The 16,418-nt window shown below is 50.2% G+C and carries 13 protein-coding genes; 9 read left to right on the forward strand and 4 right to left on the reverse strand.

Going from position 1 to position 16,418, the window contains the following annotated elements; all coding sequences use genetic code 11:
- Positions 1 to 55 precede the first annotated feature (55 nt).
- The 8 genes from ACJ8W9_RS00795 to ACJ8W9_RS00830 all read left to right on the forward strand — a co-directional run bounded on the left by ACJ8W9_RS00795 (position 56) and on the right by ACJ8W9_RS00830 (position 11,561).
- A complete protein-coding gene (locus ACJ8W9_RS00795; protein WP_411358041.1) occupies positions 56 to 1,303 on the forward strand; it encodes an efflux RND transporter periplasmic adaptor subunit in 1,248 nt (415 codons plus the stop codon).
- Positions 1,304 to 1,315: 12 nt separating this feature from the next.
- Entirely contained in the window at positions 1,316 to 4,507 is a 3,192-nt protein-coding gene (locus tag ACJ8W9_RS00800) for an efflux RND transporter permease subunit (RefSeq protein ID WP_411359951.1), read from the forward strand.
- Positions 4,508 to 4,615: 108 nt separating this feature from the next.
- Positions 4,616 to 5,359, forward strand: coding sequence for a DUF599 domain-containing protein (locus ACJ8W9_RS00805; protein WP_411359953.1), 744 nt, complete (start codon positions 4,616 to 4,618; stop codon positions 5,357 to 5,359).
- A gap of 64 nt (positions 5,360 to 5,423) precedes the next feature.
- Entirely contained in the window at positions 5,424 to 6,389 is a 966-nt protein-coding gene (astE, locus tag ACJ8W9_RS00810) for a succinylglutamate desuccinylase (RefSeq protein WP_411360932.1), read from the forward strand.
- Between the two features lie 86 nt (positions 6,390 to 6,475).
- Positions 6,476 to 7,675, forward strand: a complete 1,200-nt coding sequence (locus ACJ8W9_RS00815; RefSeq protein WP_411359955.1) for a thiamine pyrophosphate-dependent dehydrogenase E1 component subunit alpha — start codon at positions 6,476 to 6,478, stop codon at positions 7,673 to 7,675.
- On the forward strand, positions 7,675 to 8,652 hold the full coding sequence (locus ACJ8W9_RS00820) for an alpha-ketoacid dehydrogenase subunit beta (protein WP_034732014.1): 978 nt from the start codon (positions 7,675 to 7,677) through the stop codon (positions 8,650 to 8,652). The genes ACJ8W9_RS00815 and ACJ8W9_RS00820 overlap by 1 nt, the downstream gene beginning before the upstream one ends.
- 13 nt (positions 8,653 to 8,665) lie before the next feature.
- Complete coding sequence (locus ACJ8W9_RS00825) at positions 8,666 to 10,303, forward strand: dihydrolipoyllysine-residue acetyltransferase (protein WP_411359957.1); 1,638 nt, start codon at positions 8,666 to 8,668, stop codon at positions 10,301 to 10,303.
- Positions 10,304 to 10,427: 124 nt separating this feature from the next.
- Positions 10,428 to 11,561: an energy transducer TonB gene (locus tag ACJ8W9_RS00830; RefSeq protein ID WP_411359959.1), complete on the forward strand. Its 1,134-nt coding sequence runs from the start codon at positions 10,428 to 10,430 to the stop codon at positions 11,559 to 11,561.
- On the opposite strand, the gene ACJ8W9_RS00835 is transcribed toward ACJ8W9_RS00830, so the two are convergent.
- Positions 11,558 to 12,343 carry an SDR family oxidoreductase gene (locus ACJ8W9_RS00835; RefSeq protein WP_411358047.1) on the reverse strand — a complete coding sequence of 262 codons (786 nt, stop codon included), beginning with the start codon at positions 12,341 to 12,343 and terminating at the stop codon, positions 11,558 to 11,560. The genes ACJ8W9_RS00830 and ACJ8W9_RS00835 overlap by 4 nt on opposite strands.
- 3 nt (positions 12,344 to 12,346) lie before the next feature.
- Positions 12,347 to 13,888 (reverse strand): AbgT family transporter, encoded by a 1,542-nt coding sequence (locus tag ACJ8W9_RS00840; protein ID WP_411359961.1) that lies wholly within the window; start codon positions 13,886 to 13,888, stop codon positions 12,347 to 12,349.
- Positions 13,889 to 13,934: 46 nt separating this feature from the next.
- Between ACJ8W9_RS00840 and rnhB the strand changes: the two genes are divergently transcribed.
- Positions 13,935 to 14,555 (forward strand): ribonuclease HII, encoded by a 621-nt coding sequence (rnhB, locus tag ACJ8W9_RS00845; RefSeq protein WP_411359273.1) that lies wholly within the window; start codon positions 13,935 to 13,937, stop codon positions 14,553 to 14,555.
- On the opposite strand, the gene argE is transcribed toward rnhB, so the two are convergent.
- Together argE and ACJ8W9_RS00855 are read right to left on the reverse strand one after the other, a co-directional pair.
- Complete coding sequence (argE, locus tag ACJ8W9_RS00850) at positions 14,552 to 15,712, reverse strand: acetylornithine deacetylase (protein WP_411358048.1); 1,161 nt, start codon at positions 15,710 to 15,712, stop codon at positions 14,552 to 14,554. The genes rnhB and argE overlap by 4 nt on opposite strands.
- A 48-nt stretch (positions 15,713 to 15,760) precedes the next feature.
- Positions 15,761 to 16,345 carry a hypothetical protein gene (locus ACJ8W9_RS00855; RefSeq protein ID WP_411358049.1) on the reverse strand — a complete coding sequence of 195 codons (585 nt, stop codon included), beginning with the start codon at positions 16,343 to 16,345 and terminating at the stop codon, positions 15,761 to 15,763.
- Positions 16,346 to 16,418: the final 73 nt, after the last annotated feature.

Genomic DNA, 16,418 nt, shown 5'->3' on the forward strand with positions numbered 1-16,418 from the left:
TACAGTAGTTGCCGCATACTATGCGGCAATTAAGTTTTCAAATGGAATGATCCCAATGGCTTTTAAAAAACGCGCATTACTCCCCCCGCTTATCATCCTAATCGCAATTGCCTTAGTGGTATTGCTGATGAGCTTGCGACCACAGATCCCCATGCGTTCGATGGAGCGACCTGCGGTTTTGGTCGAAGTACAAGAAGCACAGCCTGAAAATATTAATATGATCGTGGCAGGCCAAGGTAACGTTCAGCCTAAACACACCACCAATTTAGTGGCGCAAGTAAGCGGACAAATTGTGGAGATATCACCGAACTTCCAAAACGGTGGTTTCTTTAACGAAGGTGATGTGTTGTTACGCATCGATCCGCAGGATTACGAGGTCGCGTTACAGAGCGCTAAAGCCAACCTAGCGCAAGCAAAGGCAGCGCTCGCCGAAGAAAGTGCACGAGCGCAAGTGGCCCGTGAAGAGTGGGAATCGTTAGAACTGGGCGAAATTCCAGCGCTTGGTTTGCGTGAGCCTCAAGTTGCTAGCGCGGTTGCTGCGATGCAGTCGGCGGAAGCGGCAGTTGCAAAAGCTCAGCGAGATCTTGACCGGACCGTGATTCGGGCTCCGTTTGCAGGGCTTCTGAGCAATAAGAATGTTGATTTAGGACAGTTCATCAATGTGAGCAGCCAAATTGGTCAGTTAATGGGAACTGAAACTGCTGAAATTCGCGTGCCGCTCAGTGATCGCGATCTGGCATTTTTAAATTTACCGAGCACTGAACAAACGGATAATTTCCCCCGCGTACAATTGCGCTCTGAAGTCGCTGGCGTTACCCATACTTGGCAGGGTAACTTGGTTCGCAGCGAAGGGGTTCTCGATAGTAACAGTCGCGTTATTTATGGCGTTGTTGAAGTAAAAGACCCGTATAACCGCAACGGCGACACACACCCTGAAATACTGCGTTTTGGTCGCTTTGTTGCACTCGATATTGAGGGCTTGTTTGTCGAAAACGTCTTCCGCATTCCACGTTATGCGTTAACCGCTGACGGCAATGTCTGGCTTGTTGATGAAGACCGTCGCCTACAACGGCAACACGTTGAGGTATTGCGTGCTGAAGAAAACGCAGTGGTCATTAACGAGGGTCTCAAAGCAGGCGATCAAGTGGTGTTAACGCAATTAGCAAACGCGCTACCAAGCATGAAGGTGCGGTTGCCAGGTGACCCATTGCCACAGCAAATGGAACGTAAGCCAGACGAGAATAGTAAAGATGCGGTAGGCGACGAAGACGCCGACCAGACTGCTAACACGAACAAAGAATAAGGAGGTACTGGGATGGACAAGCAACAACCTGTACCCGAACAGCAGTCGCGTGAAACTGGATTTATCGCTTGGTGGGCGAATAACCCAGTTGCCGCCAACCTATTGATGTTACTGATTATCATCACTGGTATTTTCATGGTCGGGCAAGTGCGCAAGCAAATGTTTCCCGAACTTGAATTCAATATGATCAGTATTCAAGTTCCGTTTCCGGGCGCGGCACCACAAGAAGTTGAACAGGGTGTTATCGTGCTTATCGAAGACGCCTTGGAAGATGTCGATGGTGTTGAGCGTATGACCTCGACCGCGCGCGAAGGCGGCGGCTCAGTTTCGATTGAAGTTGAGAACGGCTACGACGTGCAAGTGGTCATGGACGAAGTAAAAATGTTAGTGGATGCAATCCCTAACTTTCCGCAGCAAATCGAGAATCCAAATATTTACCGCATGCGACCGCAGCGCGAGGTTATCTGGATTAGCGTTTATGGTGACATGACCGAGCGGAATCAGAAGGAACTTGCCAAGTCGATTCGTGACGATCTGAAAACCATTGGAGGAATTACCAAGGTTGAAGTGGTGGGGGCGCGTGATTATGAAATCTCGATTGAGATCTCCGAACAAGATTTACAGCGTTATAACCTGACCTTCCAACAAGTCGTCAATGCGGTGCGCGGAACCTCAATTGATGCCGCCGGTGGTTCGATTCGCACGCCGAATGGTGACATTCTGTTGCGGACCAACAACCAAGCTTATTACGGTGAAGAATTCGAAAATATCGTGTTGATTAACCGCCCGGACGGCACTCGATTGACGCTTGGTGACATCGCTTCGGTCAAGGACGAATTCATTGAACGTCGGCGTTTTACCCGCTTCGATAACATGCCTGCAACCTTTGTGCAGGTGCAATCCGTTGGCGATCAGAACGATCTGGCGGTTGCTGAAGCAACGCGCAATTACATTGAGCGTAAGCAAAAAGAACTGCCACCGGAAGTTAAAATTGCCTATTGGGGCGACTCCTCCTACTACTTACAAGGGCGTCTTGATTTGATGCTCGACAACATGTGGTTTGGTGGTTTCCTAGTGTTTTTGATGTTGTCGTTATTCTTGCAATTGCGCCTCGCGTTCTGGGTCATGATTGGGATTCCTATTTGTTTCTTGGGAACCATTGCCTTGATGCCGTTACCCATGTTCGACATCTCCATCAATATGATCAGTTTATTTGGTTTCATACTGGTGTTGGGGATAGTCGTCGATGATGCGATAGTCATCGGCGAGAGTGCCTACTCCGAAATCGAGAAGCATGGCAAGAGCATTGATAACGTCGTACGTGGTGCGAAAAGAGTCGCGATTCCGGCAACCTTTGGTGTGCTAACCACCATGGTAGCATTTATTCCGATGCTTATGGTCGATGGTGGTATGGGCGCGATTTGGGAGTCTATCGCATGGGTCGTGATTCTATGTTTAGCGTTCTCATTGGTTGAGTCTAAATTGATTCTGCCGGCACACATTGCTGCGATGAAATACAGCAAAGGCGGCAATGAGAAACAAAATGGCTTCCAGCGTGTCCGTAACAAGATTTCAAGTAGCTTACAAAGGTTCGTTCATGGCTACTATCGGCCATTTTTGGCGAAGTGTTTACATTACCGGTACACCACACTTGCAAGCTTCCTCGCACTCTTCATTCTGATGATCGGTTTGATCAGCGGTGGTGTGGTGCGTTGGGTATTCTTCCCGAACATTCCAAGTGACTTCATCCGTACCAGCATCGAAATGCAGCCTGGTTCGTCTGAGGAAGCGACGATTCGCGCCTTGGAAACTTTGACTGAAGCGCTCTATCGCGTAGATGACAAAGTCTCGGAAGAGACCGGTGAAGACGTAGTAAAACACTCGACAACCTGGCTGAATGGCACCACCAGCGGCATGGTCATGAGCGAGCTTGCCAAAGGTGAAGAGCGTGAAATCGATGGTTTTGAAATCATCAATCGCTGGCGAATGGAAACACCGGAAATAGCTGGAGTGAAAGCTGTCAACTTCCAAGGCAGTATCGGTGGTGGTGGTGGTTTTGATGTGGAGTTCCAGCTCGCCGGTGAAGACCTAAACCAGCTCTCGGCAGCGGCGAAAGAGCTGAAAGAAGCGCTGGGCCAGTTCGATGGGGTATTCGACATTGAGGATACCTTTGGGGCGGGCAACGACGAGATCATCTTGGAACTCAAACCGTTGGCGACGGCAATGGGAATCACCCTTTCTGAACTTTCGAATCAAGTGCGTTACGCCTTCTACGGCGCCGAAGCGCAGCGTATTCAGCGTGGTGATGAGGAAGTTCGAATCATGGTGCGTTATCCACTTGAAGAGCGCCAATCAATTGGTAACTTAGAGGACATGAAGTTACGCACAGCTGACGGTGGAATGATTCCATTTACCGAATTGGCCAACATTCGCTTTGCCAAGGGTTACAACACTATCACGCGGATTGACCGTGAGCGCTCGGTGAATGTGCGCGCTCGAGTTGATAAGGATCGTATTGAACCTTTTGAAGTCGTGCGACAAGTTATGTCGCAAGAGATTCAGCCGATTCTCGATAAGTATCCAATGGTTAATGCCAAACTCGAAGGTGCGTCGCAAGACGAAGCAGAGGCCACCAGTTCATTAGCGGTGGGCTTTGGTTTAGCACTGTTTGCGATCTTCGCGCTCATGGCAATTCCGTTGAAGTCTTATAGTCAGCCATTGATTATCATGTCAGTGATACCTTTCGGGATGATTGGTGCGGTGGTTGGCCACTGGATTTTAGGCATGCCGATCTCGATTCTGAGTTTGTTCGGTATTATCGCGCTTGCTGGGGTGGTGGTGAACGACTCCTTGGTCATGGTGGACTATGTCAACCAAGCACGGCGTGACGGCACGCCGCTACGTCAAGCAGTGCAAGATGCCGGCTCAGCACGTTTTCGTGCGATCGTACTGACTAGTTTGACCACGTTCTTCGGTTTGTTGCCGATCGTGCTTGAAAAGAGTTTGCAGGCGAAAATGGTGATTCCAATGGCAATTTCATTAGCCTTCGGTATTCTCTTCGCCACGGTTATTACGCTGCTCTTGATTCCGTGTCTCTATATCATTCTTGACGATGCCAAACGCGGTATCAAAACCATGTTGTCTTGGTATGGTTTGGCGGAACATCCAGCGCCAAGATCGGAATCAGACAAGTTTGTCACTTAATGGTAAACTAATGACCTTACAATGATTCATCGAAAGGCGCCCTGAGGTTCAGGGTGCTTTTCGCTTATCTGGAAGCTGCCAAGTGGTGCAGTGGTGAAGGTCGACCCTATGAGTTTATCGTTACTTGATGTTCTAACAATGGCCTTTTTTGTGAGCGTCTGGTTTGGTTACACCCAGTTTGCTCGCATCCGTGCGCGATCCACCTATAGCTTGTCTTACATATTGCGGCAGTTGCGTATTGACTGGATGTCGACGCTTACACGTAAAGAGCACCAGATTGCTGATGCGGCGTTGCTTGGCAACGTCGAGCGCGTCGTCACTTTCTTCGCATCTTCAACCATTCTCGTGTTAGCGGGCGTGTTAACCCCGTTAGCCTCGGCCGAAATTGTGGTGCAGGTATTGCAATCTTTGCCGTTCACCGCTGACACATCACCAGATAAAGTACGCTTTAAGCTTGCTGGGTTGGCGTTGATTTTCGTTTTTGCCTTCTTCAAATTTACCTGGGCGATCCGCCAGTTTGGCTTTGTCTCGGTACTGATGGGCGCAGCTCCGCAGTACCGCAGTACCGACTTCAGCGACGAACAACGCACAACCTTTGCGCATCAAGCTGCGAAAGTTTTTGACCAAGCGGGGCATGAGTACAACAACGGATTACGGGCTTATTACTTTGCCCTTGCGTATTTATGTTGGTTTTTGCACCCAGGATTATTTTTTCTCTCGACCGTTGTGGTCATTTCCGTGCTCTATCGCCGCGAATACCGCTCGCGTGTGTTGCGCGCTTTGCTCGCGACCAAGGACTTAGAGCCGGGCCGAATCAAACTAGAGGAGTCACAGAACAGTGAAACACAGTGATGTAAATGTGTTGGATTGGACCGTGCAGGGCTACCACGGTGAGTTAACAAGCGCACAAAGTGCATTGCGCGGCACTGCCGCTGAGTGTGCAAGCGGCGCCTTAACCTTTAGTGACTATGGTGTATTCGTATTCGAACCGCAGCAGCCGAGTGATAAAGATGTAGTGATTTCTTGCGCTGTCCACGGTGATGAAACGGCGCCAATTGAAATCGTACGAGACATGCTGCATGGCATTCTAAACGGTGATATTCAGCCGTGCCAACGTACGCTCTTTTTGCTTGCTAACCCGGCCGCCATTCGCATTGGCAAGCGCTTCGTTGATGAAAATATGAATCGCCTCTTCAGTGGTGCGCACGCCAATGGACAGACGCCTGAACATCAGCGTGCAGCAGCCATGGAGCATGCCGTCAGTGATTTTTTTGCGGCTGCACCAGCGGGCGAGCGCAAGCGCTATCATTATGATTTACATACTGCGATCCGCGATTCGCAATACGAGAAGTTCGCCGTCTATCCGTTTACCCATAGCGGCCCCTATAAAAAAGAGCAACTGACGTTTTTAGCGGAGTGTGGTGTCGAAACGATTTTATTGAACCAAGCACCTACCACAACTTTTAGCTATTATAGTGCGCGCACTCATAACGCTGACGCGTTCACCGTTGAACTTGGTAAAGTACGTCCGTTTGGCGAAAACGACCGTAGTAAGTTCGCCGCAGCAGAAAAAATGTTTACTCGATTGATCAGTGAAACTGATTTGCAGCTACCGGAGTTTGATGCAAACCGCACAAAAGTATTCGACGTCTGCCGTACAATAAACCGTACAGTTGAAGACTTTAGCCTGCATTTTCCTGATGACGTTGCCAATTTCACCGAGTTTAAGCATGGCGAACTGTTAGCGACCGACGGCGACAAAGAATACTTAGTGGAGCAGACTAGCGAGCGCATTATCTTCCCAAACGCCAACGTGGCTCTGGGGCAGCGCGCTTTATTGACGGTTGCTGAAATACCTGTTGAGCAGCTGAAACTGGTCTGATTTTTACGTATTGTTACCTTCGCCTGTTTGCATGTCAGTTGACGTAAAGGTAAAGTTAGCGCAATTTTTCTGAGAACGAGAAAGTTATGGCTACGGATAAAAAACATCAGTTGGAAATCGTAACTGAACCACAGTTTTTAGACGGTTCAGCATTGCAGATTCCAATGCTACAGATCCTCAAAGAAGACGGCACTGTGCACAAAGCTGCAAAGTTGCCCGATATCGATAAAGAGCTGGCTTTAAAAATGTTCGATACCATGCAGTTCATCCGCATCTTGGATGAGCGCATGATTGCTGCACAGCGCCAAGGGCGTATTAGCTTCTACCTTTCTTCACTCGGCGAAGAGGCAGCGAGCATTGGCTCCGCAGCAGCGCTCGATGACGGCGATATGATCATGGGTCAGTATCGTGAACAGGGAGCACTAGCTTATCGTGGCTTCACTGTTGAGCAATTCATGGACCAACTGTTCTCGAATGAGCGCGACCTTGGCAAAGGTCGTCAGATGCCCGTGCATTATGGTTGCGCAGACCTCAACTTTATGACCATTGCTTCGCCGTTAGCGACGCAAATCCCGCAAGCGACAGGCTATGCGTACGGCCAGAAAATGGATAAAGACGGTAAATGTACCATTTGCTACTTCGGTGAAGGTGCTGCCTCAGAAGGTGATTTTCACGCTGCATTAAATATGGCTTCGGTTTATAAAGTGCCGGTCATCTTCTTCTGTCGTAACAATGGTTATGCTATCTCGACGCCATCGCAAGGGGAGCAATACGGCGGCGATGGCATCGCGCCGCGCGGTGTCGCTTATGGCATGAAAACCATTCGCGTTGATGGTAATGATATTTTTGCAGTGTACCAAGCTACCCAGTTGGCACGTAAACTGGCTGTTGAAGACAACGAGCCAGTGTTGATCGAAGGCATGTCATATCGCATGGCGGGGCATTCAACCTCTGACGACCCTACCGGTTATCGTACCCGTGATGAAGAAGCCTCATGGCGTGCTAAAGATCCATTGAGCCGCTTCCAAACTTATTTGATCAAGAAAAAATGGCTCACTGAAAAAGACGCAGAAGAAAACTTCGCTGAGAAAAAAGCTGCTGTGCTTGCTGCTCTTAAAGAAGCAGAGAAAGTGCCAGCACCGCACATTGATGAACTCATCAAAGATGTTTACGACACGCCAACGCCACAGTTGCAAGCGCAACTGGAGCAGTTGAAAGCGCATATTCGCAAGTACCCAGAGGCGTATCCGAAAACAGCGTCACGTATTGATGGGGGAGACAAGTAATGGCGAAAATGAATTTACTACAAGCCATCAATAGTGCACTTGATATCGCGATGGCGAAAAGCGACAAAGTGTACAGCTTTGGTGAAGATACCGGTGCCTTTGGTGGGGTATTCCGCGCAACCTCGGGACTGACTGAAAAATACGGTCGTCACCGCAACTTCAATACGCCACTGGTCGAGCAGGGCATCCTTGGATTTGCCAATGGTTTGGCATCGCAAGGTAGTTACGCCATTGCCGAAATTCAGTTTGGTGATTACATCTTCCCAGCGTTTGATCAGATCGTGAACGAATCAGCGAAGTTCCGTTATCGTTCAGGTAATGAGTTCAACGTCGGTGGCTTGACGATTCGCACGCCATACGGCGGTGGTATCGCCGGTGGTCATTACCACTCGCAATCACCAGAAGCCTATTTCGCCCACACGCCGGGCTTAAAAATTGTGATTCCACGTAACCCATACATGGCAAAAGGCTTGTTACTGAGCTCGATTTTCGATCCGAACCCAGTATTGTTCATGGAGCCGAAACGCTTGTATCGTGCCTCAACCGGTGAAGTGCCGGAAGAAGAGTACACCCTTGAGTTGGGCAAAGCCGACATCGTACGTGAAGGTAAAGACCTGACCATCGTGGCTTGGGGTGCGCAGGTTGAAATGGCGGAAAAAGCCGCAGAAAAAGCAGCTGAAGACGGTATCGACTGTGAAGTTATCGACTTGGTAAGTCTATTGCCTTGGGATATCGATACTGTAGCCGAATCCGTGATGAAAACCGGTCGTTTAGTGGTGACTCAAGAAGCGCCATTGACCAACGGTTTCGCCAGCGAAGTAGCCGCGTCGATTCAAGACAAGTGTTTCTTATACTTAGAATCACCGATCGCGCGTGTCTGTGGTCTCGATACTCCGTATCCACTGTGCCACGAAAAAGAATACTTTGTCGATCACCTGAAAGTGTACGAAGCGATTAAAGCTTCGATGACTTACTAAGAGGCCGTGCATCATGAGTAAAGATTTTATCTTACCGGACATCGGCGAAGGCATCGTTGAATGTGAAATCGTTGAATGGCTCGTCCAAGAAGGCGATACCATCAAAGAAGATCAGCCCGTGGTTGATGTGATGACGGACAAGGCGCTGGTGCAAATTCCTGCCAAAGAAGATGGCGTGGTCACCAAGCTCTATTACGCCCAAGGCGACATTGCCAAAGTGCATGAACCTTTGTTCGCCATCGACTCCGGCACTGAAGAAACCGTAGCCCGTAGTTCTACTACGGGGAAACCCTCAGCCGAAACCAATGCGCCGGCATCGGACACCAATACTTCGTCTGCGGAGACCAGCTCTTCATCATCAAGCAGCACAGTCACCGACTTCATCTTGCCTGACATTGGCGAAGGTATCGTCGAGTGCGAAATCGTCGAGTGGCAAGTCAAAGAAGGCGACGTCATCGAAGAAGACCAACCGGTCGTCGACGTGATGACCGACAAGGCATTAGTGCAGATCCCCGCGAAAGAGCATGGCGTCGTTGAAAAACTCTATTACGCCAAAGGCGACATCGCTAAGGTCCACGAACCCTTATTTGCCATCCGCGTCGAAGGCGAAGCCAATGACGTAGCCCGTAGTTCTACTACGGGGGAACGCTCATCCGACACCAATGGTGCCTCATCCGACACCAATGGTTCTTCCTCAGCACCGTCAGTCGGCCAAACGTCAGCCCCACAAGCCGCGCGCCAAGGCAAAGCTATCGCGAGCCCAGCCGTGCGTCGCCGCGCCCGCGAACTTGACATCGATATCAGCCAAGTTCCAGGCTCAGGTGCTAAAGGTCGCGTGCTGAAAGAAGACGTTGAAAACTACGTATCTGGTGGCTCAACCAAGACGCAAACTACAACCTCACCACAGACGTCGGACACCGCTGCCAAACCAGTAATAACTGCCGGTGGTAAGCGTACTGAGTCCATTCGTGGCGTGAAAGCAGCAATGGCCAAAGCGATGACCGAATCGGTCAGTACCATTCCGCACTTCACCTACGCGGATGAATTCGACCTAACCGCGGTTATGGCGTTGCAGAAGCAGCTTAAAGAACGCTACAAAGATGAAGGCATTCGCATCACCATGATGCCGTTCTTCATCAAAGCCATGTCACTTGCGTTAAAAGAGTTCCCCATTATGAACTCACAAGTGAATGCTGACTGTACTGAAATTACTTACTTCGACGACCACAATATCGGTATGGCAGTAGATACCAAAATTGGTCTGTTGGTACCTAACGTCAAGCAAGTACAAAACAAAAGCATCATCGATATCGCCAACGAAGTGACGCGCCTTACTCAAGCGGCACGTGACGGCCGGGTCGCACAGGATGATATGAAAGGTGGCACGATTTCGATTTCAAATATTGGTGTGATCGGTGGCACTGTAGCAACGCCGATTATCAACAAGCCTGAAGTCGCTATTGTAGCGCTAGGCAAAGTCCAAGAGCTGCCGCGCTTTGACAGCAATGGCAATGTTGTGGCCCGCAAGATCATGAACGTTAGTTGGTCCGGCGACCACCGTGTCATTGATGGCGGTACCATTGCGCGCTTTAACAAACGCTGGCAAGAGTTCTTAGAAGACCCGACTTCGATGCTGGTGCATATGGTCTAGGCCGAAGCGCACTCAAGGTTAGCAAAAAGCCCACAAAAAGTTGTGGGCTTTTTTTTGCGTTCTGCGCGGCAAAAGGGTTAGTATCAGTAGCCACATAATTATTACAACAACAACGGAATGAGTTATGCAGTTAAAGATTTCTTCTCTGGCATCGATTGCCTTTGCTGGCGCCTTATCGGTTACCAGCGCAAGTGCCGCGCCTTTGTTACAAGATAATGCGCAGGAGCGTTTTCAAGAAGCCTATCAAGCCTTCCAACAAGCGCAACAAAATGCCGAAACACCGCGCACAGAGCTACAGAAACTCGCGTTCGCATCCTATATGCGAGGGCGCGAATATTTCGGCGCTGACCATATCAATACGGCAAACTTGGCGATGAATTACTTGTTTCTGCTAGCCGCAAATCAACGCCTCGGCGAGCAATCGCACGCACTCGCTGCGCTAGTCGTGCGTGCCTATCAAAACGAATACGATGCAACAGCTATTGAGCTGCTCGATCCACTATTGCTGGCATTAGAGACGATGCCTGAGTATAACGAAGCGCAAGTCGCGGAATACGAAATCGCTTTTGCTAATGTGTTTGGTGCGCTGAAAGAGAAGAATCCTGAAATAGTGTTGGATGTTAAAACCGCAATGGCAGAAGAGCTACTGCGCCTCGGCCAAAGTCGCCCTGAACTGTGGAATTCCTTGTATAAAGATAGCGTCAAGTTGCACGGGAGCGAGCATTTGCTCACCGCGAAAACCGCCTTCTATGCAGCCATGGAAGACGTGGGGCAAGATAAAATGATGTCGGCCATCGATAAGCTTGAGCAAGTCGTTGCGATGCCGGCCAATGACCGTGCCGCAGTCCTGCAGCTGCAATTGGCAGCGAACTACCGCTTAGTCACCTTTTATGCCAAGGAAGGAATGACCGAAGGCGCAGACAAGGCTCTGGCGCGGATTGGCCAAATGAACAACGAGCTCAATGGCACCACCGTTGAGCAGGCGGTGTATCGAGTTAATCCTCGGTATCCCGAGGACATGGCGCGCCAACAAAAAGAAGGTTCAGTGTTATTGAATTACGAGATCGCAACCAATGGTCGAGTCGAGAACATCACGATCGTAGAAGAAACTAATAGTGATTTTGGCAAGAGCGCGAAAGAAGCACTTTCACAGTGGTTGTTTGTACCGGCCTATGAGAACGGTCAACCGGTGCGGTTGACCGATCAGCAGGTGCAACTTGATTTCGCTCTGTCCAGAAGCAGTGATGACAACGATTAACGCTTCGCAATCATGCGCCGGACCAACCCCGGCGCAAACCTTTGTAAGAACGGTGCCAGTTTAGATAAGCCCGAACCCACTACAACTTCAGCTTTTTGCGCGGCAATGGCTTTGAGCGATTGCCGAGCACATTCTTCGGCAGAAATTCCACCGGCATTATCCGGATCAGGCTTACCAAGCGCTGAGCCGTCGCCAGTCAACGAATTGTGCGCAACTTGCGTGTTGATGAAGCCCGGTAAAATAGATGTCACCACGAGCCCGCTTGCGGCTGTTTCAGCGCGTAGCGCGTCCATAAAACCAATGACACCAAACTTTGCACCATTGTAGCCACTGCGTAGCTTTGTCCCGACTTTACCTGCCACCGAAGAGACGGTGACGATATGGCCGCTGCGACGTTCAACCATGCGTGGCAACACCAGCTTGGTCAGGGCAATCACGCCAAAGTAATCGATTTCCATCAACTGTCGATAGACTTGCATATCGGTATCGACGATCAATGACCGCTGCGACACGCCAGCATTGTTGATTAAGATATCAATTACTTGATCGCCTAAAGCTGCCTTGGCTTCGGCCGCCGCTGCTTCGGGTTGACTGAGGTCCAATGCCAACACTTGATGACGTTCTGGGTGTGCCAGCTCACTGCGCACTTGCTCGAGCACCTCGGCGCGGCGCGAAGTTAAGATTAAATGCGCGCCGGCCTCAGCCAACTGCTGTGCCATGGCTAAACCGATGCCTGAAGAGGCACCGGTTAACCAGACAGTCTTGCCTTGAAAGTAGGTCATGGTTTAACCCACCGCTGGGTACATGTAGTTCGACTGAATACCGAGTGGAATGCCAAGCATCCAGTAGATCACCAAGAACGCTGACCACAACACCAGTAAGCTGACGGTGAATGGCAGCATCAAGGCTACCAGCGAGCCAATACCAGTACCTTTGACATAACGCTGACAGTACAGCACCACCAGCGGGAAGTACGGTAACAATGGCGTGATGATATTACTGGTGGAGTCACCGACACGGTAAGCTGCTTGCGTTAAATCAGGTGAGTAACCGAGTTGCATCAGCATAGGTACGAAAATCGGTGAAATCAGTGCCCATTTAGCCGAGGCAGAACCGACAAACAAGTTGATGAAGGCGACCAAGAAGATGATGCCAACCATAGTCACCCCGCCAGACAGCTCGAGCGAACTCAGGAAGGTCGCGCCTTTAATAGACAACAGGATACCCAGGTTCGAATCACCGAAGGCTTTAATGAAAAGCGCACAGAAGAAGGCCATAACCATGTAGTACGCCATACCTTCCATGGATTTAGTCATCGCGCCAATGACGTCTTGTGAGTTCTTAAAGTTGCCCGAAATGTAGCCGTGCACGATACCAGGGATGATAAATAGTAAGAAAATCAGCGGTACGATCATCTGCATCAGTGGCGCAGCAAACGAAGCAAGTTCACCGGTTACAGGATCCGCAAGTGGCGTATTTTCTGCCATTGAAGCCCACGTTAGTAGCGCTAAGCCGACCACCATAGTGATGACACCAGCGAAGAATGCTTTGCGATCGCGCGGGGTGACATCGTCAAGCGCCGGCATATCTTCTTGATCACCATCGATCGGTGTTTTGCTCAAGCGCGGCTCAATCACGCGGTCAGTTAGATACCAACCAACGAGTACCACGACAATTGAGGACATCGCCGTGAAGAAGTAGTTATTCAACGGATTCAATTGAATGTTCGGGTCTAAAATTTGCGCCGCAGACTGGGTAAAACCTTGCAGTAATGGGTCAATTGCCGATGGTACGAAGTTCGCACTGAAACCACCCGATACCCCAGCAAAAGCCGCTGCAATACCTGCTAATGGGTGACGGCCCGCAGCGTAGTAGATAACACCACCGAGTGGAATGACCAACACGTAGCCGGCATCTACAGCTGTATGGCTGACAATTGCGATCAGAATCAGCACTGGCGTCAGCAATACCTTAGGTGTGACATTCAACATCAGCTTGATGGCAACGTTGATAAAGCCGCTGCGCTCAGCAACGCCGACACCCAGCATGGCAACCAACACCACGCCTAATGGCGCGAAGCCCATAAAAGTGCCGACCATATTGGCGAGAAAGTCTGCCATTTGCTCGCCACTGAGTAGGTTAGTAACTTTCACATTCTCGCCCGTCAATGGATGCATCGCATCGAAATTGACACCGGAGAGCAAGTAACTAAAGACCCAGACGATAATGAGTAGTCCAAAGAACATAACGGCTGGATCAGGAAGCTTGTTACCCACCTTCTCGACTTTGTCGAGCATGCGGTTGAGTAACGAAGGTGATTCAGACATGAGAGACCCCTTTAAGTATTGTTATTTTTTATGAGACGAAAGTATCATACCCCAACAACTCACAAGCACAAGAGACAGTATGATCTGCGGTACAGATGAAGCAGGGCGTGGCCCTATCGCCGGACCCGTGGTTGCGGCAGCGGTGATTCTTGATCCCAACAATCCCATCGAGGGCATCAATGACTCGAAAAAACTATCAGAAAAGAAACGCTTAGCACTGAGTGAAGAGATAAAAAAGAAGGCCCTTTATTGGGCGATTGCGCAGTGTGATGCCGAAGAAATTGACCAGATAAATATCTTACAAGCTTCATTAATGGCGATGAAAAGAGCTGTTGAAGCGTTAGGGCTAAAGCCAGAAAAAGTGTTGGTCGATGGCAACTACGTACCTAAGCTGCAGGTGCCAGCCGAAGCCGTTGTTGGTGGGGATGCTTTGCATGCCTGCATTGGTGCGGCATCAATACTGGCGAAAGTGGAACGCGATCGACAAATGTTGGCGTGGCATGAGGTTTATCCACAATACGATTTTGCGAAGCACAAAGCTTACCCCACGCCCGCACATCTGGAAGCGTTACGCATTCATGGTGTGTGTCCAATCCACCGTAAGAGTTTTCGGCCGGTAACACGGGTGCTCGCTGCGCAGGCAGCAGCACAAGCACCGCAAGATTAAGCACACGCGCGACGTATTATGTCGCGCAGCTGTTGCTGCGCGGGCGCGATTTCATCCAAACGAATAAACTCGTCCGGTTGATGCGCTTGTGCAATCGATCCAGGCCCCATGACAATGGTTTGGCAGCCAAGATCCTGCACAAAAGGCGCTTCAGTACAGTAATTCGCAGGCTCGGCGGCGTTGCCGGTGATTTCCTGTACTAAGTGCACAATGGCTGAGTCAGGGTCGCAACGGTAACCCGGAATCGCTTCGTGCAAATGCTCCAGACATACAGCGTTAGGGAACTGTTCTCGCACCGGCTGTAATTTGCGCTCCAGTTCGCCGTACAAGTCGTCCATATGCATGCCTGGTAGTGGCCGTAAATCAATGTGCATCTCACAGCAGGCACAAATACGATTCGCGGCGTCGCCGCCATGAATATTGCCGAAATTGAGTGTCGGGTAGGGCACGGCGAAATGCTCATCGTGATACCGCTGCTGAAATTCACGTTGCAGTTCACGTAAGCCACTAATCACATCGTGTATCACTTCAATTGCATTAATACCAGCGCCAGGATTGGAGCTGTGGCCGCTTTTACCCGTGATGCGAATACCTTCGGTTAAATGACCTTTATGCATGGTCACCGGTGTCATTGAGGTGGGTTCACCGATGATGGCATAGTCCGGCCTTAAATCGCCAAACGCTGCCAGTTCACGAGCCCCAGCCATGGTGGTTTCTTCATCGGCGGTCGCCAAAACATAAAGTGGCTTTTGCAGTTTGCTTAAATCGAGGTTGCGAATGGCTTCCAACGCAAATGCAAAGAAGCCCTTCATATCGGCACTGCCAAGTCCGTAAAGCTTGCCATCCGCCTCGTGCAGTTCAAATGGATTGCGGGTCCAGCGACCTTCATCCCAGGGCACCGTATCGGTATGTCCAGCAAGCAATAAGCCTCCTTTGCCATCACTGGTCGGCGGCACGTACTTCGCGAGCAGATTAAATTTTCCGGCTTGGCGTTCAAGCTCGTTCACTACTACGGTGAAACCAAGTGTCGTCAGCCACCCAGCAAGTTTATCGATAACGCCTTTGTTGCTGGTATCCCAGTGTGGATCGATGCACGACACCGAGGGCGTAGCGATAAGTTCGCGATACAGGGTTAAGAAAGGGGGTAGCTGTGACATGCCAAGACTCCGAGTTAAACGTTAGCTGTCACAGCATACCTGATTTTATTAGAAGTGATAACTCGCTTCGACGCGCAGACCGTCGCCAAATTCACTGTCTTGATAACGGGCACCTACGGCAAACTGCGGCGTAATGTAAAAGCGCGTGCCGAATTGATACTGGCTATCGCTGCCGGCGTCAGTATAGTCGACCCAACCGAGTCCACCATAGATTTCAAAGCGGTCGATACGGGTGCGAAGGTTACCTTCAACGCCCCAATAGGCACTATCTGCACCGCCGAAATCAACGTGGCCTAGCTTACCCGAAAAGTCCGCGACTAAATTGTGGTTGAGCCACAGATAGCGACCTAGCTTGATACCTTGTGCATCGCGGCCGTCGCCAAATGGACCATCGTCGCCGTCACGCAAATAGCCACTCACGAACCATGGGTTATTGAAGGTGTAGCTGCCTTCAATCACCACGCTATCACCACCGCCATCGTGATCATGGAAACCACCACTAAGGTAGTTAAAGGCTTGGCCCGTTTGCGGCGCCTCAAACGGGTCGTCGTTATTCTGCGCGAAACTCGGTGCCGCTACTGCTAGCGCACCACTGACCAATGCGAATGAAACAACTTTGTTTAAGGTATTCATTAGACACAACCTCACTGTTATGAATGTGGCAATGAGTTTGCAATGTAAATAGCCAAGTGGAAAGTTGGTTTAC

It is taken from the genome of Pseudidiomarina salilacus, assembly GCF_047323925.1.
Lineage (GTDB): Bacteria > Pseudomonadota > Gammaproteobacteria > Enterobacterales > Alteromonadaceae > Pseudidiomarina > Pseudidiomarina salilacus.